Source organism: Olleya sp. UBA1516 (assembly GCF_002323495.1).
In the GTDB taxonomy this organism is placed as follows: Bacteria; Bacteroidota; Bacteroidia; order Flavobacteriales; family Flavobacteriaceae; genus Olleya.
Window position 1 is genome coordinate 1 of record NZ_DCQO01000014.1, and the last position, 19,532, is coordinate 19,532.

Consider the following 19,532-nt stretch of genomic DNA (forward strand, 5'->3'; position numbering starts at 1 on the left):
AACACTCCTCCTTAGCTCAGTTGGTTAGAGCATCTGACTGTTAATCAGAGGGTCCTTAGTTCGAGCCTAAGAGGAGGAGCAAGTTATAAATCCGATACAGAAATGTATCGGATTTTTTTTGTTTATAGTGTTGATTTAGATTACTCTAGCACTATTGATTAAAGCTAATTAATAGAAGTGTTTAGAACGCTAAAGTAGAAGACATAAAAAAAGCCACTATAATTAGTGGCTTTTTTAACTATTTTTAAATGATAAACTATTCTGTAAATAAGATTTCACTTTTAGCCGAAATTCCATTTTCATTAAAAGCTTCTACTTGATAATAATAACTTTGGTCTGTTGTTAACGCTCTTAATTCATAATTAGGCGAGTCGTACATTAATGCAGAAAGGTTTAATTTATCTTTCGAGATTCCCCAATAAATAACATAACCAGTTGCGTTGTCTACCTTGTCCCAAGTTAAATTGGTGTTTCTGCGATCCGCTTGTCTTTCTACCTTAAAATTAGCTGGTGTTTGCGGTACAGCTTCAAAACCATTTCCAAAAACTCTAAATTCAGAGATTGATAAATAATTATTGCTACAGTAGACATGATTATATCTGACATACCTTGCATTCATAGGTTTGTTTAGTTCAATGTAACCATGAGGCATGTCACGAGTGTTTTTAGAGTAGTCTGAGATGGTTTGCCATGATTTACCATCAATTGACCCTTCAATAACAAATTGCTGTCTTAAATCGTCTGGTCTTCCATATATGTCGCTATTAAAATCTTGAAAATTTATTTGAATGGCTTTAATGCTCATTTTCTTTTCTAAATCAACTTGTACGTAAATAGAATCGTCATTGACCTCAGATACCCAATAAGACCTTATTTCTTCATCATTAATTTTAGAAATATCAAATTCTCTAATCTGACCTAACATATAACCACTATCACTTTCATCCACAACATTTATCTCTTTTGTCACTAATCCAGAATTGGTGGTTACTGGTTTATTGTAAGACAATAGCATCCAACCTGTAAAACGCTCTTTATGCTTGTCAACCTTTGTGTCAGGTAAAAAGTGTGGATAATCACCATAAGCAGTATTAACATACATTTGACCATTGTCTTCAAAACCTGCAGGATACATACCTATTCTGCGTTCAAATTTATAGTTGACAGAAATTGCCATAGTTGCATAATGCCAATACTGACCATTGTTATCCTTTACTGTGCTTCCGTGTCCAGAACCTTTTAAAAAACCACCTGGTTTATAAGATATTGGATTATAAGGTGCATACTCAAAAGGACCAAACGGACTTTTACTAGTTCTTACACCATCTGCATAAACATTCCATTGTGTACCAGGTGCACCATATTCTAGATAATAGGTATCATTATGTTTTACCATCCAAGGACCTTCTAAATAAGGCTCGATGTCTGATTTGTGGTCTTGTCCAAAACGTTCCCAACCATATTTATCAGGATGCAAATTAAATAAATCTTGTTGCTCTCCTTTTGGGACGTAATAGTTATCAGCATCAAGTTCAACCACACGAATTGGATAAAGGTTAGAGGACTCTTCGTATAAATAGACTTTACCATCGTCGTCCACAAACAAATCAGGATCTTGAATGCCTCCAGGCGGATTTAAAACCGCATATTTAGTTTTCCAATCGCCTAATTCTGGATTATCAGTTTCTATAATTGGACCTCTTCCAGAAGGATCTCCATAGACTATTATTTTACCGTCTTTTACAGCTGCTGCAGGAGCATTGCTACCTTTAAAATACCAGTTTTGAGGTGTTATAAAAGTCCAATTACTCATATCGTCACTCATCCAATACCCATGAGAGCGTGTGACAAACATGTAATACTTGCCTTTAAAATTTACTAAAGCAGGATCTGCACCAGAACGGTAAGACACTTTATTTTCTGCTCTGTAATGGGACATGTATGAATAATCTATGTCTACTGGATTACAATAGGTTTTGTAATCTCTTTTATTACCATTACTTGCGTTTGATGACTCTGTTGTTTGATTGTCTTTTTCTAATTTACAAGAAAAAATTACTGTTGCTATTAGTAAAAGCGAAAGGCTTCTTGTAATTATATTTGTTTTTTGCATAAATCGTTGTCTTATATGTATTAATCTATCAATTCAAAGCTAATTGCAGCTCCTCCACCAGGAGCCAGCTTTAACTTTAAGTCAGATTTGCTAGTGACTTCTTTAGTTATAATTTGATAGCTTTTAGGATTGTCTTTCCAATCTGCATCTTTACCGTCTAGATACAGGGTTGCTTTGTACTTTTTTCCGGCAGTTAAAAAATCTAAAGAGATACTTGTTTTTCTAGGGTCTTTATTAGTTATAGCGCCTAAAAACCAACGCTCTGTGTTTTTATCTTTTCGGACTACTGTTAGATATTCCCCTGGTTCTGCTTCTAAGTAAATAGAGTTTTGCCAATCCAATGGTACATCAACTATAAACTGAAATGCGTCAAGGTATTTTTGATAATTTTCAGGTAAGTCTGCTGCCATCTGTAAAGGCGAATACATAGTAACGTATAAGGCTAGTTGCTTTGCTATAGTGGTATGTACTTGTTCTGTTTTAGTGCTATCGTAAGCATTCATTTTAATTTCAAATATGCCAGGCGTGTAATCCATTGGTCCACCAAGTAAACGTGTAAAAGGTAAAATGGTTTCGTGATCTGGTGGATTACCATTACTCCATGCGTTAAATTCATTTCCTCTAGCAGCTTCGGCAGCAATATAATTGGGATAGGTCCTGCTGTATCCAGTAGGTCTAACACTTTCGTGGGAATTAATCATAATTTTAAAATCTGCAGCACGTTGTGCGACAAAATTAAAGTGATTAACCATTGTTTGTCCATCATGAAACTCGCCACGCGGAATTATTTTTCCAACATATCCTGTTTTAACTGCAGGATAACCATACGTTTGCATTAACGAGAATGCACGATCTAAGTAGCGTTCGTAATTTGCAACAGATCCAGAGGTTTCGTTATGCATTATCATTTTGACGCCTTTAGACTTAGCGTATTTTGAAATTGCTTCAATATCAAAATCAGGATATGGTGTTGTAAAATCAAAAACATCCTCTTTCCATTTGCCATACCAATCTTCCCAACCAGTATTCCAACCTTCTACTAAAACGCCATCAAAACCATATTTAGCAGCAAAATCAATATATTTTTTAGTGTTTTCTGTGGTGGCACCATGTTTTCCGGATGGAATCATTTCGCCAAAAGCAGTACCAGCATTTTGTGCATTTTGACTTCCAGCATAATCCCAAGTGGATAATCCTACGTGCATTTCCCACCAAATCCCAATATACTTCATAGGTTTAATCCAAGAGGTATCTTCAATTTTGTTAGGTTCGTTTAAATTTAATATCATTTTAGAACTTACAATTTCTCTAGCATCATCACTAACCATTAGTGTTCTCCATGGTGATACAGAAGGTGTTCTTAAATAGGCTTTGTCTCCTAATGCATTTGGGACTAGGTTAGAAGTAAATTGAAAATTATTTACATCAACATCCAAGTGCATTATTGGATAATTAACAACAGCTGCTTCAAAAATATTTATATATAAGCCATCACTAGATTTAAGCATTAATGGAGATTGTACACGATATTGACTAGTAATAGATTTTAATCCAACACCATTGTTTAAGTCTATTTTTGAATTATCAATGTCTGATATTTTAGTTTTATTATAGGCATATTCTTGACTATCATAATCTCCAGGAATCCAAAATGCTTCATGATTATTAGTTAGATTAAACTGTGTATTCTCGTTAGAAACAGTAAAATAATTTACAGTGTTGTCCAACGGAAACTCATATCTAAAAGCAACACCTTCATCATAAATTTTAAAAACAATATTTAGCTTATTATTGGTCTCTTTTTGGTTTAAATAAATTCTGGTTTGATTGTACGTATTTAAAATTGAGGATTGCTCTCCTAAAACCGGTTGCCAAGATTCAGAAAAAGAAAGGTTTTCAGTATTAACGACCTCAAAGTCATGTGTTAAATCCACTGCATCTTTAATGGATAAACCCATTGTGCTAGGTAAAACAACAGCTTTGTTTTTGTAAAAGACTTGATACGTAGGTTGGCCTTTTTTGTTAATATCAAAAGTTACTTTAATATTTTTTGAAGGCGAAAACATATTTTGAGCATGTAATCCAGTAAAGATTAAGCATATTAATAGAGTAACTATCGTTTTTTTCATTAATGAAATTATTTAGTTAATTTAAAAGAAGTCTTTAAGGATGCATCCGAATTTGTACCAACAAAAATCTCAAAGTCTCCAGGTTCTGCCACGAAGTCTAAATCGTAATTATAAAATTTTAAATCTTCAACAGAAATATCAAAACTTACTGTCTGAGTTTCTCCTTTTTTAATAAATGCTTTTTTGAAACCCTTCAACTCTTTTACAGGTCTTGTTACAGAGCCTACAACATCTTTAATATATAACTGTATGACTTCTTTTCCGTCATAATTCCCAGTGTTTGTTACGTCTACAGTTATGTTGATTTTTCCATCCATTGTGATAGTGGAATGGTTAATTTTTAAGTTATTATATTCAAACGTGGTATAGCTTAAACCATAACCAAAAGGATATAAAGGTTCGTTTCTGACATCTATATAATTACTTTTAAATTTTTCAAATTTACCTTCTTTATTTCCTAAAGGTCTTCCTGTATTTTTATGATTATAAAAAATAGGAATTTGACCAACGTTTCTTGGAAAGGTAGCTGTTAGTTTTCCTGATGGATTAACATCTCCAAATAAAACATCTGCTATTGATAAACCAGCCTCACTACCAGGAAACCATACATTTAATATAGCAGGAACGGTATCGTTTTCTTCGACTAAAACTAGTGGTCTACCAGTAAATAAAACTAAAACAACTGGTTTGCCTGTTTTTAATAAGGCATTTAGTAAATCTTTTTGAGCCTGCGGAATTTCTAAATTAGTACGACTACTGCTTTCTCCACTAAACTCGGCTGTTTCACCTAATGTTGCAACAATAACATCTGCTTTTTTAGCTATTGCCAACGCTTCGTCTAATAATTGTTTGTCTGATCTTCCATCACGCGGAATATCTTTCCCAAACATGGTAGCTCTTTTTTCAAGTTCTAAATCGTAATCTACGTTACTTCCTTTAGCGTATAAAATATTAGCTTTATCGGTAACTACCGATTTTAAACCGTCTAAAACTGTTTTAGATTTCTCTTGATCTGTTGCAACGCTCCAAGTACCAGCCATATTTACGCTTGTATTGGCCAATGGTCCAATTAAAGCAATTGTACTAGATTTTTTTATAGGTAATGTTTGGTTTTCATTTTTTAAAAGTACCATGGATTCTGCGCCTACTGTACGCGCAAAATTTCTATTTTCTTGAGTGAAAATTTCTGTTTTAGCTCTATTTACATCGCAATACTTGTATGGGTCATCAAATAATCCTAATTGATATTTAGCTGTTAAAATACGTTTAACAGCAATATCAATATCGTTGATAGATACTTTACCATCTTCTAAAGATTGTTTTAGTGTGTTTAAAAATCCTTCAGCAACCATATCCATATCAGAGCCAGCTTTTAAAGATTGAGCAGATACTTGTTGTAAGTCTCCAACACCATGGTAAACCATTTCTTCTATTCCTGTATAATCTGTTACGACAAAGCCATCAAATCCCCAATCATCTCTTAACAAATCTGTTAATAACCACTTGTTTCCGGTAGCAGGAACACCATCTACTTCGTTAAATGATGCCATTACAGATCCAACACCTTCATCAATTGCTGCTTTATATGGAGGAAGATATTCGTTGTACATTCTAATACGACTCATGTCCACAGTATTATAATCTCTTCCTGCTTCTGAGGCACCATAAAGCGCAAAATGTTTAACACAAGATAATAGTGTATTATTTGCAGTCAAATCGTTTTGCTGATAACCTCTTACCATCGCTCGTGCTACTTGACTTCCGTAATACGTGTCCTCTCCACTACCTTCAGATACTCTTCCCCAACGCGCATCTCTTGAGATGTCTACCATAGGAGAGAAGGTCCAGTTGATTCCATCTGCACTAGCTTCAGTAGCTGCAACTCTTGCTGTTTTCTCAATCATTTCCATGTCCCAACTTGCAGATAACCCTAACGGAATTGGAAATGTTGTTTTGTAACCGTGTATAACGTCCATTCCAAAAATTAAAGGGATACCTAGTCTGCTTTTTTCGACTGCTATTTTTTGAACTTCCCTAATTTTCTCTACAGTTTTTATATTGAAAAGACCTCCAACTTTACCTTCTTCAATATTTCTAGCAACATTTGAACTTTCAGAAGCTCCTGTAGTGATATCTCCAGATGAAGGTAGATTTAGTTGACCAAGTTTTTCTTCAATAGTCATTAAATTTAGGATAGAATCTACTTGTGCCTCAAAAGGGTTTTCTGATTCTTTTTTGGGATTCTTACTGTTAGTGTTACAAGATATAAAGGTTGCAGTAACCAATATAATAGTTGCTGTTTTAAAGTTAAATAGTTTATTCATTTTTTAATTTTGTATTAGAGAATAGCCATGATAATAATTCTGTTTCAGCAAAAGTTGAGTCCCAACTATTGTGATTGTCTTTAGCGTATAATGTAAAGTTTGGTGTGCCACCTGCTTCTAAAATAGCGTTAACCATTGTTAAAGATAGTTGCGGTTTTACAACATCATCCTTTGCGCCATGATAAATGGACATTGGTACTTTTTTGGCAAATAATTTTGCGGTATTTGGATTACCACCACCACAAATAGCGATAGCTGCTGCAAAAAGATCTGGTTGTCTGTAAAGAATTTCAAAGGTTCCCATGCCTCCCATTGATAGTCCGCCAACATATATCTTGTTTTTATTTACATAGGATTTTTGAGTCATATCTTCCATTAACTGCATCACTAAATTTAATGTGTTAGTAGGAGGAAGGTCTGAAGGAAACGTAATTGTTAACGGATAGGTTGTCCTGTCTATGTTTGCACTTGCCCAATAGTCGTTTTTTGGACACTGAGGAAAAATCACTATTGCAGGAAATGAGTCTCTAGCTTCTTGACTTAAAAACAACTTACCACCATGTGCTAGTTGTTTTGTGTTATCATTGCCACGCTCTCCTGCACCATGAAGAAACAAAACTACAGGGTATTGTTTGTCCTCTGAAAAATCTTTAGGTAACAATAACCTGTAATTTAAGGTATCATTATCTTTGATGTATGATTGTTCTGTAAAAGCTTCGGTTTGTGCATTAACCAATGTAGTAATGCTTACAAAAAGGATTAGTAATACTATTTTTAATTTCATTTTAAATGATTTTAATAGTTAAAGCCTAGCGTGTTTAGACCATTTTGAACGTCTTGATTTTGCATAAATAAGTTCCAAATTAGTCCAGTCCTGTAGTTTTCTATCATAATTATTTGCGGACCTTGATCTATCGCTAAATAAGCGTCTGCTACCCAATAATCATCTTTTGGGCTAAAGGCATCATAAAAACCTGCAGGTCCCAGTAAAATGTCACTTTTACTATAAAAAAATTGCATTGCTGCTAAAGATTTTTCTGGTGTATATGGTATGGAGCTAATGGCAGCAGTTGGAGATATTACTCCAATATCGTTTCCTGGTTGATGTGCTAAATATCCGATTGTACCATCATCATTACGTGAGTAGCTGGCTGTTAAACCCCAACAATCTGTGCCATATTTAAAATAATTTAAAGGATTGTCAACGCAATAAGCGTAGTTAATGTCTGTGTGATTTTTGTTTAAAGTCCAATAATTTGCATATTGATCTGATAAATTTGTTGGGTTTAATCCTAAATAGGAGTAATGAGCCCAAAATAAAGGTCCAGTGCCTGATCCTGCGTGATCTAAAACTGTAGGGATATTATATTGTGTGTCTGCAGTTACTATAGTTCCATTTGAAGCCCAGCCATCTGTATATACCGAATTTGATATGCTGTGTTCTGGTGAAGCTGCGCCAAGTATGAATGCAATTAGTGTTTCGTTATAGCCTTTTAGCTCTAGGTTTAAAGCAAATTGGTTTGTTGGACTCCAATGCCAATATAGCTTATTTTGACCTTGCGTGTACCAATCCCATTCTACACCTTTCCAAAGGGTATCTGCTTGGTTTGCTAAGGTTTGTTCTTGTGTTGATCCATTTTTAAAATATTCTTGGACACATATTAGTCCTTGTGCTAAAAATGCAGTTTCTACTAGGTCTCCACCATTATCCTCAGGACTAAAAGGGATGACTTGTCCTGAGTTACCATCAATCCAATGTGACCAAGCACCATGAAAACGATCTGCATTTTCAAAAAAGTCGAGTATGGTAGTTAATCTTTGTACGCCTTGGTCTCTTGTAATATAGCCTTTTTCAATACCAATAATAATCGCCATTAATCCAAAACCACTACCTCCTGTAGTAACTACATTTTGGTTTAATGAAGGGTTACTGGGATGATAACGTTCCTTAGCTGCTCCTGACGGTGAATTTGCAAAATCCCAGAAGTATTTAAAAGTTTTTTCTTGTACTAAATCCATCAAGGCTTGATCCGTTAAAGGCTCAATAACTGGAGTATTGTTGTTAGGAATATAAGGCTCTTGGTAACCTGGTCCATCATCTGATGCGCAAGAAAACAATAGGACTATTGTAATTAATATGAAGTGTATATTTTTCATTTTTAATTTATGTTTTTTAGACTAACATCCAATTTGGCAAGTCCGTTTTGTAAATCTTTGTTACCCATAAATAGTTTCCAAAATAAGCCTGTTCTATAGTTTTCTATCATTATAGGAATTGGTCCTTGATCAATTGCTAAATATCTTGGCAAATACCATTTGTGTTCTATACTAAAAGCATCATAAGGACCATATTTGCCTATTAAAGTATCTTGTTTTGTATACATATATCTAAGCATTTGCATACTTTGTTTAGGCGTATATGGAAATGAAGATAATGCAGCAGTTGGACTAATGACTCCTAAATCTGCTCCTGGTCTATGTCCTGAATATCCTTTCATGGAGTAACTAGAAGTTAGTCCCCAAAGACTGTCTCCATAGCCTTTAAATTTGTTAGGGTTTTTAACAGAATATTGATAATGTATCTTAGCATGATTTGTTGTTAATTGCCAATAGTCTGCATATTTATCCTTGATTATTTTAGGGTTTAAACCAAGGTAGGAATAGTGTGCCCAGAATAATGGCCCAATTGGTGAGTCATCATGTTCATAGTAATTTAAGACTAAAGGAATATCGTACATGCTGTCTGATGTTACAATGTCTCCTTTTTTAGCCCAACCATTATCATATACTGATTTTTTGACTGGATGTGTTGGCGAAGCAGCTGCTAGTACATACATAATCAAACATTCATTGTAGCCTCCAACGGGAAAATTCATTTCCCACTGATATTCTGGTGACCAATGCCAGTATAGTATATCTTCTCCGTTTTTTGTATACCAATCCCATTCTACATCTTTCCACAATTTGTCTATTCTGTTAACTAATTGTTGTTCTTTTTGGTTTCCGTTTTTAAAATATTCAGAAACCGTTAGAAGTCCTTGAATTAAAAACGAAGTTTCTACTAAATCACCACCATTATCTTTTTTGCTAAAGGGAATTACTTTTCCGGTTTCACCATTAAGCCAATGTGGCCAAGCACCATGAAATCGATCGGCTGTTTCTAAAAAAGTAACTGCTTTTATATATCTATCTAGTGCTTGTTCTCTTGTAATCCACTGTCTTTCTACACCAACTAAAATAGCCATTAATCCAAACCCACTTCCTCCAGTTGTTACTGTGTTAATTGGAGTAGTTGGATAGATGTTGTCCATATGAACTCTTTCTCTGGCTAAACCAGAATTTGGGTCTGAAGCTTCCCAAAAATAGTCAAACGTTTGTTTTTGTATGGTGTCTAATAATTGGTTATCTGTTAATTGTAATTGGACTGGTTTAAAATGGGATATAGGTGTTTCTTTTTTATTTTTACAGCTTGTTAACACTATGAAAATTAAAAAGATAAGGGAGAAGTTTTTAGGAAGGATTTTCATTGAGTTATGAGATTAATTGCCTCAGCTGTATTAAAAACATAATACAGCTAAAGCATAGGAGAACTAAATCAAAATAAAAAGGGTGCTATTAATAAATATTATAACATAGACTGTATTTCAGCCTGTGTAAGTGTTGTGTTATATATACGTAATTCGTCCATTAGACTACTATCAGATAGGTGTCCCCAATAATCAAAGGTTGGTCCACCAGCACCAATAACCATTTGTGTACAACCAGTCCAATCAATACTTGCTCCAAGAGCAGATGTTAGGGTTTCGGCTCCATTGATGTAAATTTTACTTTCAGTAGGAGATACTGTTAAGGCTATGTGTACCCATTCTCCAGCAGTAACATCTATTACGCCTCCATCATTCCAACTTTCAGCAGTACCTGTTCCTATATTAACTTTTATACGTTGTTCTGTCGCGTTACCTTCTCTAAATAATCTAAACCCTTGGTTTCTGTCATCAGCATCATCGCCAACGGTTAAAATTCCGGATCTATCAGGTGTTGCATTTACCTTATACCAAAAGGTTGTGCTAAACTGGTCGCTACCAAAAAGATTATTTGTAGGGAATGTTAAATATGAATCTGTTGTCGCTGTAAAAGCGTCGCTTCCAGAATAACTATCAGATGTTGACTGTGGTGTTCCTACTTCTGAAGCAGTTTGTAAGCTAATTAAATCGGTATTACTGCCATCAAAAGGCATGTAAAATGTTTCGCCATTATAGATTGGTGTATATGGATTAGTCACATTAATCATGTTTTGGATTTCTGTTTGTGTCATTGCTATGTTGAATAACCTTAACTCGTCCATTGCGCTATTATCCGATAAATGATCCCAATAACTAAATGTTGGACCTCCTGCACCTATGTTAATATCATTACATCCAGTCCAGTCTATAGGATTGGATAATGCTATAGTGTTTACTGGTACTCCGTTAAAATAAATAACACTCTCTGTTGCCGAAATTGTAAATGCAATATGGATCCACTCTCCAGCAGTAACATCTATTACGCCTCCATCATTCCAGCTGTCAGAAGCTCCTGTACCAATATTTATTTTGATACGTTGTTCTGTTGCACTACCTTCTCTAAATAATCTAAACCCTTGGTTTCTATCTATTTCATCATCTCCAATAGTTAAAATTCCAGATCTATCAGGAGTAGCATTAACTTTATACCAAAAGGCTCCAGTAAATTGGTTGCCTAAATTGGTTTGATCTAAAGGAAATGTTAGATAAGAATCTGTTGTTGCTTTATAAGAGTTTGTACCTAAAAAGCTATCTCCTGCAAATGAAGGATTACCTGTTTGTGCTGGATCTGTAATGGTTACCAGCTCAGTAAATGTTCCATCAAATGGCATGTAGAAAAACTCTCCATTAAATAAAGGCGAATAAGGAGGTTCTTTGCTAAAATTAACTAATGTACTAGTTATGTTTCCTGAGATATCTGTAGCGCTAACCTCTACAGTATGTTCACCACTTGTGATTCCGCTATGTGGTACACTTGCATTGAAATTGCGATAGTCTAAAAACGAATTAAAGGTTGCAATTTGATTACCATCTACTTTAACAGAGATGATTTGAATTTCGATATCATCCGAAACTTCAAACTGAATATCAATTGCGCTTTCAATTGCTATGTCTTGAATTGCTGTACCTTCTGTTGGAAAAATTACATTTACAGTTGGTGCTCCAGCATCTGGTCCAGGATTAACCTCTGTTAATGGGTCTATACCTTCGTAACAAGATGACATTAAGACTAATACAACTAGTGATACTATATATTTACTAATATTTTTCATGATTAAAGGATTTTAATATTATTCTAATGGAAGTAAGTCAAGTTGTGCTTGTGGGTAAGGTAAAAGCTCGTCTTGAGCGGTAAACGTCCTACCTTCGTAGCTTAGCTCATCATACTTATTAAGTCTAATCATATCAAAGTATCTGATTCCCCATTCCATACCTAATTCTGCAAATTTTTCATCCATTACATCATCTGTAGTTACTCCAGATAATGGACTCATTCCTACACGATTTCTAACCATGTTTACTGCTTGATCAGCTGTCATAATTGAGCCTGATGCACCATGAGTTAGTGCTTCTGCATACATTAATAATATTTCTGAATATCTTATAACGTTAAAGTTTTTACTAGACCCATAATCGTTTCTTCCAGGAGTTAACTGGTTAGATGGTAAGTAGTGTTTACCACTTGCAAACATTGCTCTAGTGTAGTCATTAAATACGTCTCCATCTGGAGTTGTGTTACTTATATAACTAGGTAAAGTTGAGTAGCTAGGATCTAACATAATCTCTGCAATACCACGTGGTGTAAAACATACGCTGGTCACAAGACGCGTTTCGTCATCTCTATCTATCATAAATTTAATATACTTTAAGCTAGGCTCATAAAAACCCCATCCACCAGAAGCAGTAGGCACTGCAGGTGTCCAACTAGAAGGTCCAAAAGGTGCATAAAGATGGTTGTTTGTGTTACCTGTATCAGTGTTATAATCTGAAAATTGTAATTCAAATAAACTTTCGTTGCTTAGTTTTCCTGGTTTTTTAAATAATTCATAAAAATCAGGAAATAAAGTAAACTTATTAGAGCTAATAATTTCTGCAGTAATATCCGCAACAGCTTGATAGTTTTCAAGTTCTAAATTTGCTAAAGCTTTAATGGCTAAGGCTGTGTATTTAGTAACTCCACCAGGAACATCTGTTCTTTCGTTTGGTCTCATGTCAGATAAAAAAGGGATGGCTTCATCCATAAGTTCTGATACGTAAAGCATAACGTCTTCTTTAGTATCTACACCATTATCTATGTCTGTCGACACGTTAGAGTTAGTTATAATAAAAATATCTCCCCAAAGACGTGACATTTGTAAGTGTTGAAAACCGCTTAATACTTTAGTTTCTGCGATATATTGGTCAGCTAAACTTATATTGTCTCCAGTAGCAAACTCTTTATATTTAAGTATTGTTTCTCCAGAGTTTACGATATCTGTAATATCTCCATAAAAGTTTTCCCAAACTTGATTGTACATCCAATAACCATTATCATAATTGTAAAGGTCAGCGTTAGTAAATCCGCCTTGAGCATCTCCGACACCACCAGCGTTTACGTCATCACCTCTTACGCCTATTAATAATGGATCTTCCCAACCTCTAGAATAGGTTTCAGAATAAGCACCAATTAATGGTAATATCATGTCTTCTGATGCAGTAAAATCTAAATCATCTGCAGACAATTGACCGTCATTTTCCTCTAACTTGTCACTACAAGATACTGTGGTGATAAATGCAACTAACAACAATGCTAGTGGCTTTAAAAGTTGTTTTAAATTTTTCATTTTTAGCATTTTTATATTTTAATATTAACACCAACAGTATAAACTGCTGGGATTGGATATGTTTGTCTGTCTACACCATTTGCAACTTCTGGATTAAATCCATTGTAGCTAAAAGATGTAAATGGACGATCTGCTGTAAAAGTTATTTTAGTTTCTGGTAAGTTTTTACCATCAATTAACTTAGAAGGGATAGTGTAGGCAAGTTGTATGTTTTGTACACGGAAATAAGATCCATTTTCAACAAAGAAAGAACTCATTTTTTGGTTCCAACCTTTTCTTCTACCTTCAGAAGATGGATAATCATTACTTGTGCCTTCTCCATGCCATCTGTTTATGGCAAAATCTGCATCGATGTTAGTGTCATTAGTAAATAATACTTCACCTCTTTTTCTGTTTAAAATTTCATTACCGCTTTGTCCAGCTATTGCAAAAGAAAAATCGAAGTTTTTGTAGCTTACTTGCATATTAGCACCATATGTAAAATCAGGTAAATATGACCCTAACACCACTCTGTCATCTGCATCAATTTTACCATCATTATTTTGGTCCTTATAAATAAAATCACCTGGTACTAATTGGTTACTGTTTTCTGAAAGCTCATACTGAGCTGTTGGATCTGCAGCTACTTGTGCTTCGTTTTGATAGACTCCGTCAATTTCCCATCCATAAAAAGCATTTACAGGCTCTCCAACCATTAATCTTTGTCTAAATTCTGCACTACCAGTATCATAATAGCCTTGGTCTGTGTTTATTTTTGTTACCTTATTGTCTAAAGTTCCAAAGTTTCCGCCTACCGAAAAGCTCCAGTTATCATTAATTGTTTGGCTCCAATTAGCAGCAATTTCTAGACCTTGGTTTCTCATTTCACCAGCATTAACCAATAAAGTGTTACTAACAATTGCTTGATCTACCGGAACGACTAGTTTTTTAGTGTCTCTGATAAAGTAATCTGCTTCTAATGTTAATTTGCTATTAAATAACCTTGCACTAATACCAAAATTAGTTTCTTCTAGTATTTCTCTTTCTAAATCTGTAAAGTTGCTAGAGCTTATAATTCCATTAGTTTGTGTGTCATCGATTGCAGTTGTTAATTGAGATACTGTTCTGGTACCAGCACTTCCACCTAATTGTCCATTAGCTAATTGTCCCCAACTTGCACGTAATTTAAGAAAATCTATAACATTACTATTTTGCATAAAATTTTCTTTAGAGACAACCCATCCAACACCAAATGCAGGTGTTGTTTCCCATATTTTTTTAGGAAATTTTGCATCACCTTCACGTCTTACTGTAGCATTTAACAAGTACTTATCTTTTAAGCTATACTCTAATCTTCCAAAATATGCTAAAGTGTAAAAGCGGTCTCCAATTTCGTTAACTTGACTAGCAAAAGAGGTTGGATCTGCAAAATTTAAATACCAAGAACTTTCTAAATCTATTCCTTGTACGTCGTTACCAGTAGCGCTAAAACTATTAGTTTGCTCATCACCATATGACGATCCAGCTAATAACTTAAAACTGTGGTCACCAAAGTTGTCTTTATAAGTAAGGGTGTTGTCCCAATACTGAGTAGAGTAGGTTAGATTTGCTCTTCTTATAGAAGACGTCTCTCTTTGTGAGTTTTGTGAAATAAAATATGGTAACCTTACATTACGCTCTGCTATTGTAGAGTAGTCGTGGCTATAAGATGTTTTAAAAGAAAGCTTGTCAGGAACAAGATCATACTCTGCATAAACACTAGCTAATATTTTTTTAATCTTTAATTGGTTGTTATTGTAGGTCATTGAAGGAAAAGGGTTTTGAGATCCTCTGTAGCCTAAAAGCGTAGCGTCTGAAAACGGAAATGGCGATGCGTCTGTATTTGCATAGTCATAAACTGGTAGAATTGGCACTGCAAAATAGGCTTGAAACCATGCGCCATTTTCTGGATTATATTTAGTAGCATTACTAAAAATAGAATTTACGCCAATTTTTAATCTGTCTGAAACTTTAAAATCAAGATTGGATTGAAGATTAAAACGCTCGTATTCGTTTTTCATATCTAAGATACCATCTTGAGAAAAATAACTTGCATTGACACCATAAGATGTAGACTCGCTTCCACCATTTATAGCAATATTATGACTTGTAATTGTCGCGTCTCGTAACACTTCGTTATACCAGTCTGTGTTTACATTTGGTACGTTAGGATTGATTCTGCTTCTACCAAATCTTTCAATTGCATTTTGTACAAATTGAATATCAGATTCTGATCCAGACTCGTAAGCCATAGTTACAAATTGTTCGGCATTAGCCATTTTTACCACATTTTGTGCATGTTGTATTCCTGTATATCCACTGTAAGTGATTTCTGGTTTTTTCTCAAATTTACCACCATTTGTTTCTATGATAATAACACCATTAACACCACGTCTTCCAAAAATAGCAATTGATGACGCATCTTTTAAAACAGATACACTTTGTATTTGGCTACTGTCTAGAAAGTCAATGTTGTCGTAAAACATTCCGTCAACGACAAATAGAGGTGTTCCACCTGCAGCGTAAGAGTTAACACCACGTATTCTAATAGAAGGCGAATCTCCTGGAGATCCGACGCTTGTTACCTGTACACCAGCAACCTTACCTTGTAAAGATTGCATTACATTACTGTTGGGTGTTTTTTGGATGTCTTCAGATTTTATTGTTGTGATAGCTCCTGTTACATCTGCTTTTTTTTGTGCACCATAACCAATAACAACAACCTCTTCTAAGGATTGTGCATCCACCTCTAAAGCGATATTTATAACGTTATTATTAGCAATAGTAACATTTTTAGTTTTAAAACCAATGTAACTAAACTCTACTATATTACCTTGAGAAAGTGTGATAGCATAGTTACCATCAAAATCAGTACTTGTTCCTTTAGCTGTACCCTTTACTATAACATTAACGTTTGGTAAGGGTAAACCATCTTCCGCACTTGTAACAACTCCTGTTACAGTTTTGTCTTGAGCTAAAATACTAATGCTCAATAAAAAGAAGAATAGAAAATTAAGTTTTAATTTCATGTATTTTTATTTTAGAATGTTAGTGAAGTAAAATTACTATCTATTTATCTTTAATTTTAAAATGCAAATACATTTTGATTACGTCAAGGTTAAGTTAATGTTAACAAAGCTAGTGCTGACGTATTATAAACCATGGTATTAATCAGTAAATAGTACACTAAAACGATATAGTGACGTAGTATTGACGTAGTAATTTATGTTATAATTTAGATAAAAATGCGTTTAAATGAAGCTGTTTAGATAGTCTGTAAGCGAGTCTTCTGAGCTTAAATTTAATTTTCGTTTTAAACGATATCTGTGTGTTTCAATTCCTCTGGTAGAAATATTCATTAAAGGAGCAATCTCTTTTGTTACTAAATTCATCTTAATATATGCGCATAATTTTAAGTCTTTGTGCGATAGTTTTGGATGTTTAATTTTTAATTGATTGAAGAATTTTTCATGCACCTGATTAAAGTTATATTCAAATATTTCCCATTCGTCTTTATGACCAATTGTGTGATCAATTTTTTTCTGAAGTCGTTTACTTACTTGTTTATTTTGGAACTGACCTTCGTTAATTTGAAGTTCTTTTTTTATTTCTAATAAAGCTTCATTTTTCTTAACCAATGCAATAGCTGTATTTGCTAATTGCTTGCTTTTTAATTTGATTTCGTTTTGAAGTGATTCATTTTTAAGTTTAATAATCTTACGATCATTTTCAATATTTTTTTCTTTTAAAATCTGTTGTTGCTCTTTTTTAAATTCTATTTCTAGTAGTTTTTGTTCTTTCTTCATTTTTCTTTTATGAAGTAAATACATTATACCTAAAGCTAAAATTAAGGCTAATGCGTATATTATAAAACCTGTACTAGACTTGTACCATGGTGGTAATACATGAAGATTTATTGTTTTTACAGGAGAGGTTTCGCCTGCTTTATTGGAAGTTCTGAATAATATTGAAAAGTCTCCATTTTTGATATTGGACAATACTAAGTTTTCATTATCTACTTTGTCCCATTTAGTAGGATTTGTGCTTAAACTGTATTCAAAAAAATGATTGTTAGAGTTTGGAGAGGCTATAGATATGCTTAGTTTTCCGTTATTTGGTAACTCTATTACCGAAGTGTCAATCTTTACTCTAACGTCGTTTACTTGTATTTTTTCGATTAGTGGTTTAACTGGTTTTTTAACGGTAAAATTTTGGTTTGCATTTAGTAATAAAAAGCCATTATTTAAGTTAAGCGCATAAATAGAGTCATTAATTTGTGATATGTTTTCATACCCAACAATTAGTCTGTCATCATAATAATCTCTAGTTAAAACCAATTTATCGTTGTTAGTGGCTTTAAGTTGAATGATGCCTTTGTGGTTTTTAAAAAATAAGTTATTAGTTAAGTCTTCTGACACGACATCAGATTGAGGACCTATTTTGTCGTTTAAAAATTTATATGGAATTATGCTGTCAGCCAATGGCTCATAGGTTTTCCATCCATCATTGGTTTTAAAGCAAATATTGTTTTTAATTTTATAGACTTTAATATTGTAGTCGGAAGCAGTTGCTTTTGTGTTATATTCCTTATAATCAATAATGGAATCAAAGGTGTTATTTAACTTTACTTTTATTAAACCTTTGTAAGCATGTGCAGCCCAAATATTATTTTTGTCTTCAAACTCTAAATATTTTATTGGGATTGTTGGTTGTCCTAAGTAGGATGCAGACCAGCTTTCTTCTGTTTTATTAAATTTTACTAATCCACCATAAGTACCTTGAACATAGCTGTTGTTGTCAGGTATTTTTTTGATTGTCCAACCTCCTGTAAAGTTTGATATTAACTGTATGGTGTTATTTTTTACTAAAAAAGTACCATCATTATGTCCACAAAACAACTGATTATCTATCACTTTAAGATCCCATACTTGTCCTTGAGACCCTTCAATAAATATTAATTGATGTTGATTGTTTAAATAATATAGACCTGTGTTGCTACCAATATAAATGGTGTCATTATACTTTATTACATCGTAAACTGCACCTAGTTTACCAGAAACATCATTATAGTATGTTATGTTGTTTTTTAAATTTATTTTGGACAATCCATTGTCTAAACAAACCCAAATATTAGCATCATTATCTGCTATTATATTTAAAACGGTGTTGTTAACTAGTCCATTTTCTTTATTAATATTAAATATGACTTGCCCTAAGTAGTCTGTAACATAAATTCCATTTTTTATAGTTCCAAACACCATATTTCCGTTTTTTAATTTTAAAAAACTATTAAGTTGATGTTTTTTTATTATATCATTAATAGGAAGCTTAGTTGGTTGTAGGTTGTTGTTTATTAACGTAAAGCTTCCTTTTAAAGCAGTTGTAATTAATAAACTATTTTGGTAGTTGGCTATTCCAATAATTTTAGCATCAACAAGATCATCGCTAAATAAAAAAGGCGTTAAGGTATTGTCTTTTAGTGTAAATATTCCGTTGGTTAATGTATTAACATAAACCGTATCGTTAGATACAGAACAAGAGATGATTGTATCAGTAGATTCAATTTTTGTAATGGTATTGTTTTCTAAAACATAGACGTTTAAAAAAGATCTAAATATTATTTTGTTATCGTGTTCTAGAATTTGCCAAAACTCCTCATTAAGTGATTTGTTTTGATTAATTAAATGCGACAACGAGTGATAAATTAGTTCTCCTTTGTTGTTATATTGCCAGTAGCCAAACTCTTCATACGAGCCAGTATATATCTTGTCTTTAACAACTAAAACAGAACGAATTGTAGTTTTGTTGGGTAAGGTGTTTAATTCCCAATTTAAACCATTATATACTAGTAAACCATTGTTATTTGCAACATAGACTTTTCCGTTTTCAGCTTTAGAAACGCCCCAGTTTTGGTTTCCTGCATCATATTGCGAAAAGGAAAAATTCTCAAAATAAGGAGTATATTGTGCTTGAGCAAGTTGACTTGCTATTAGTACAATAAATAACAGATGTATCCTTATTTTCATTATAATTAAACGTTTGTTTCGATAAAGTATAAATTT

General features: G+C 33.6%; 10 protein-coding genes and 1 tRNA gene. 1 reads left to right on the forward strand and 10 read right to left on the reverse strand.

The genetic code is table 11. The features are described 5' to 3' along the window. The first annotated feature begins 5 nt into the window (after positions 1–5). Positions 6–79 (forward strand) — tRNA-Asn (locus B2989_RS08640). A gap of 177 nt (positions 80–256) precedes the next feature. On the opposite strand, the gene B2989_RS08645 is transcribed toward B2989_RS08640, so the two are convergent. From B2989_RS08645 to B2989_RS08690, 10 genes are all read right to left on the reverse strand, one after another. Further along, a complete protein-coding gene (locus B2989_RS08645; RefSeq protein WP_292947361.1) occupies positions 257–2,113 on the reverse strand; it encodes a family 43 glycosylhydrolase in 1,857 nt (618 codons plus the stop codon). Between the two features lie 20 nt (positions 2,114–2,133). After that, a complete protein-coding gene (locus B2989_RS08650) occupies positions 2,134–4,242 on the reverse strand; it encodes a glycoside hydrolase family 97 protein (protein WP_292947365.1) in 2,109 nt (702 codons plus the stop codon). A gap of 8 nt (positions 4,243–4,250) precedes the next feature. Beyond that, a complete protein-coding gene (bglX, locus tag B2989_RS08655; protein ID WP_292947368.1) occupies positions 4,251–6,566 on the reverse strand; it encodes a beta-glucosidase BglX in 2,316 nt (771 codons plus the stop codon). After that, positions 6,559–7,350: a prolyl oligopeptidase family serine peptidase gene (locus B2989_RS08660; protein WP_292947371.1), complete on the reverse strand. Its 792-nt coding sequence runs from the start codon at positions 7,348–7,350 to the stop codon at positions 6,559–6,561. Before B2989_RS08660 ends, bglX begins: the two co-directional genes overlap by 8 nt. 11 nt (positions 7,351–7,361) lie before the next feature. Next, a complete protein-coding gene (locus B2989_RS08665) occupies positions 7,362–8,723 on the reverse strand; it encodes a glucoamylase family protein (RefSeq protein WP_292947374.1) in 1,362 nt (453 codons plus the stop codon). A gap of 2 nt (positions 8,724–8,725) precedes the next feature. After that, complete coding sequence (locus B2989_RS08670; RefSeq protein WP_292947376.1) at positions 8,726–10,093, reverse strand: glucoamylase family protein; 1,368 nt, start codon at positions 10,091–10,093, stop codon at positions 8,726–8,728. A gap of 98 nt (positions 10,094–10,191) precedes the next feature. Beyond that, positions 10,192–11,901, reverse strand: a complete 1,710-nt coding sequence (locus B2989_RS08675) for a LamG domain-containing protein (RefSeq protein ID WP_292947379.1) — start codon at positions 11,899–11,901, stop codon at positions 10,192–10,194. A gap of 18 nt (positions 11,902–11,919) precedes the next feature. Further along, a complete protein-coding gene (locus B2989_RS08680; RefSeq protein WP_292947382.1) occupies positions 11,920–13,452 on the reverse strand; it encodes a RagB/SusD family nutrient uptake outer membrane protein in 1,533 nt (510 codons plus the stop codon). An 11-nt stretch (positions 13,453–13,463) separates the two neighbouring features. Beyond that, positions 13,464–16,499 (reverse strand): SusC/RagA family TonB-linked outer membrane protein, encoded by a 3,036-nt coding sequence (locus B2989_RS08685; protein WP_292947385.1) that lies wholly within the window; start codon positions 16,497–16,499, stop codon positions 13,464–13,466. Between the two features lie 222 nt (positions 16,500–16,721). Beyond that, entirely contained in the window at positions 16,722–19,496 is a 2,775-nt protein-coding gene (locus B2989_RS08690; RefSeq protein ID WP_292947388.1) for a helix-turn-helix and ligand-binding sensor domain-containing protein, read from the reverse strand. Positions 19,497–19,532 lie beyond the last annotated feature (36 nt).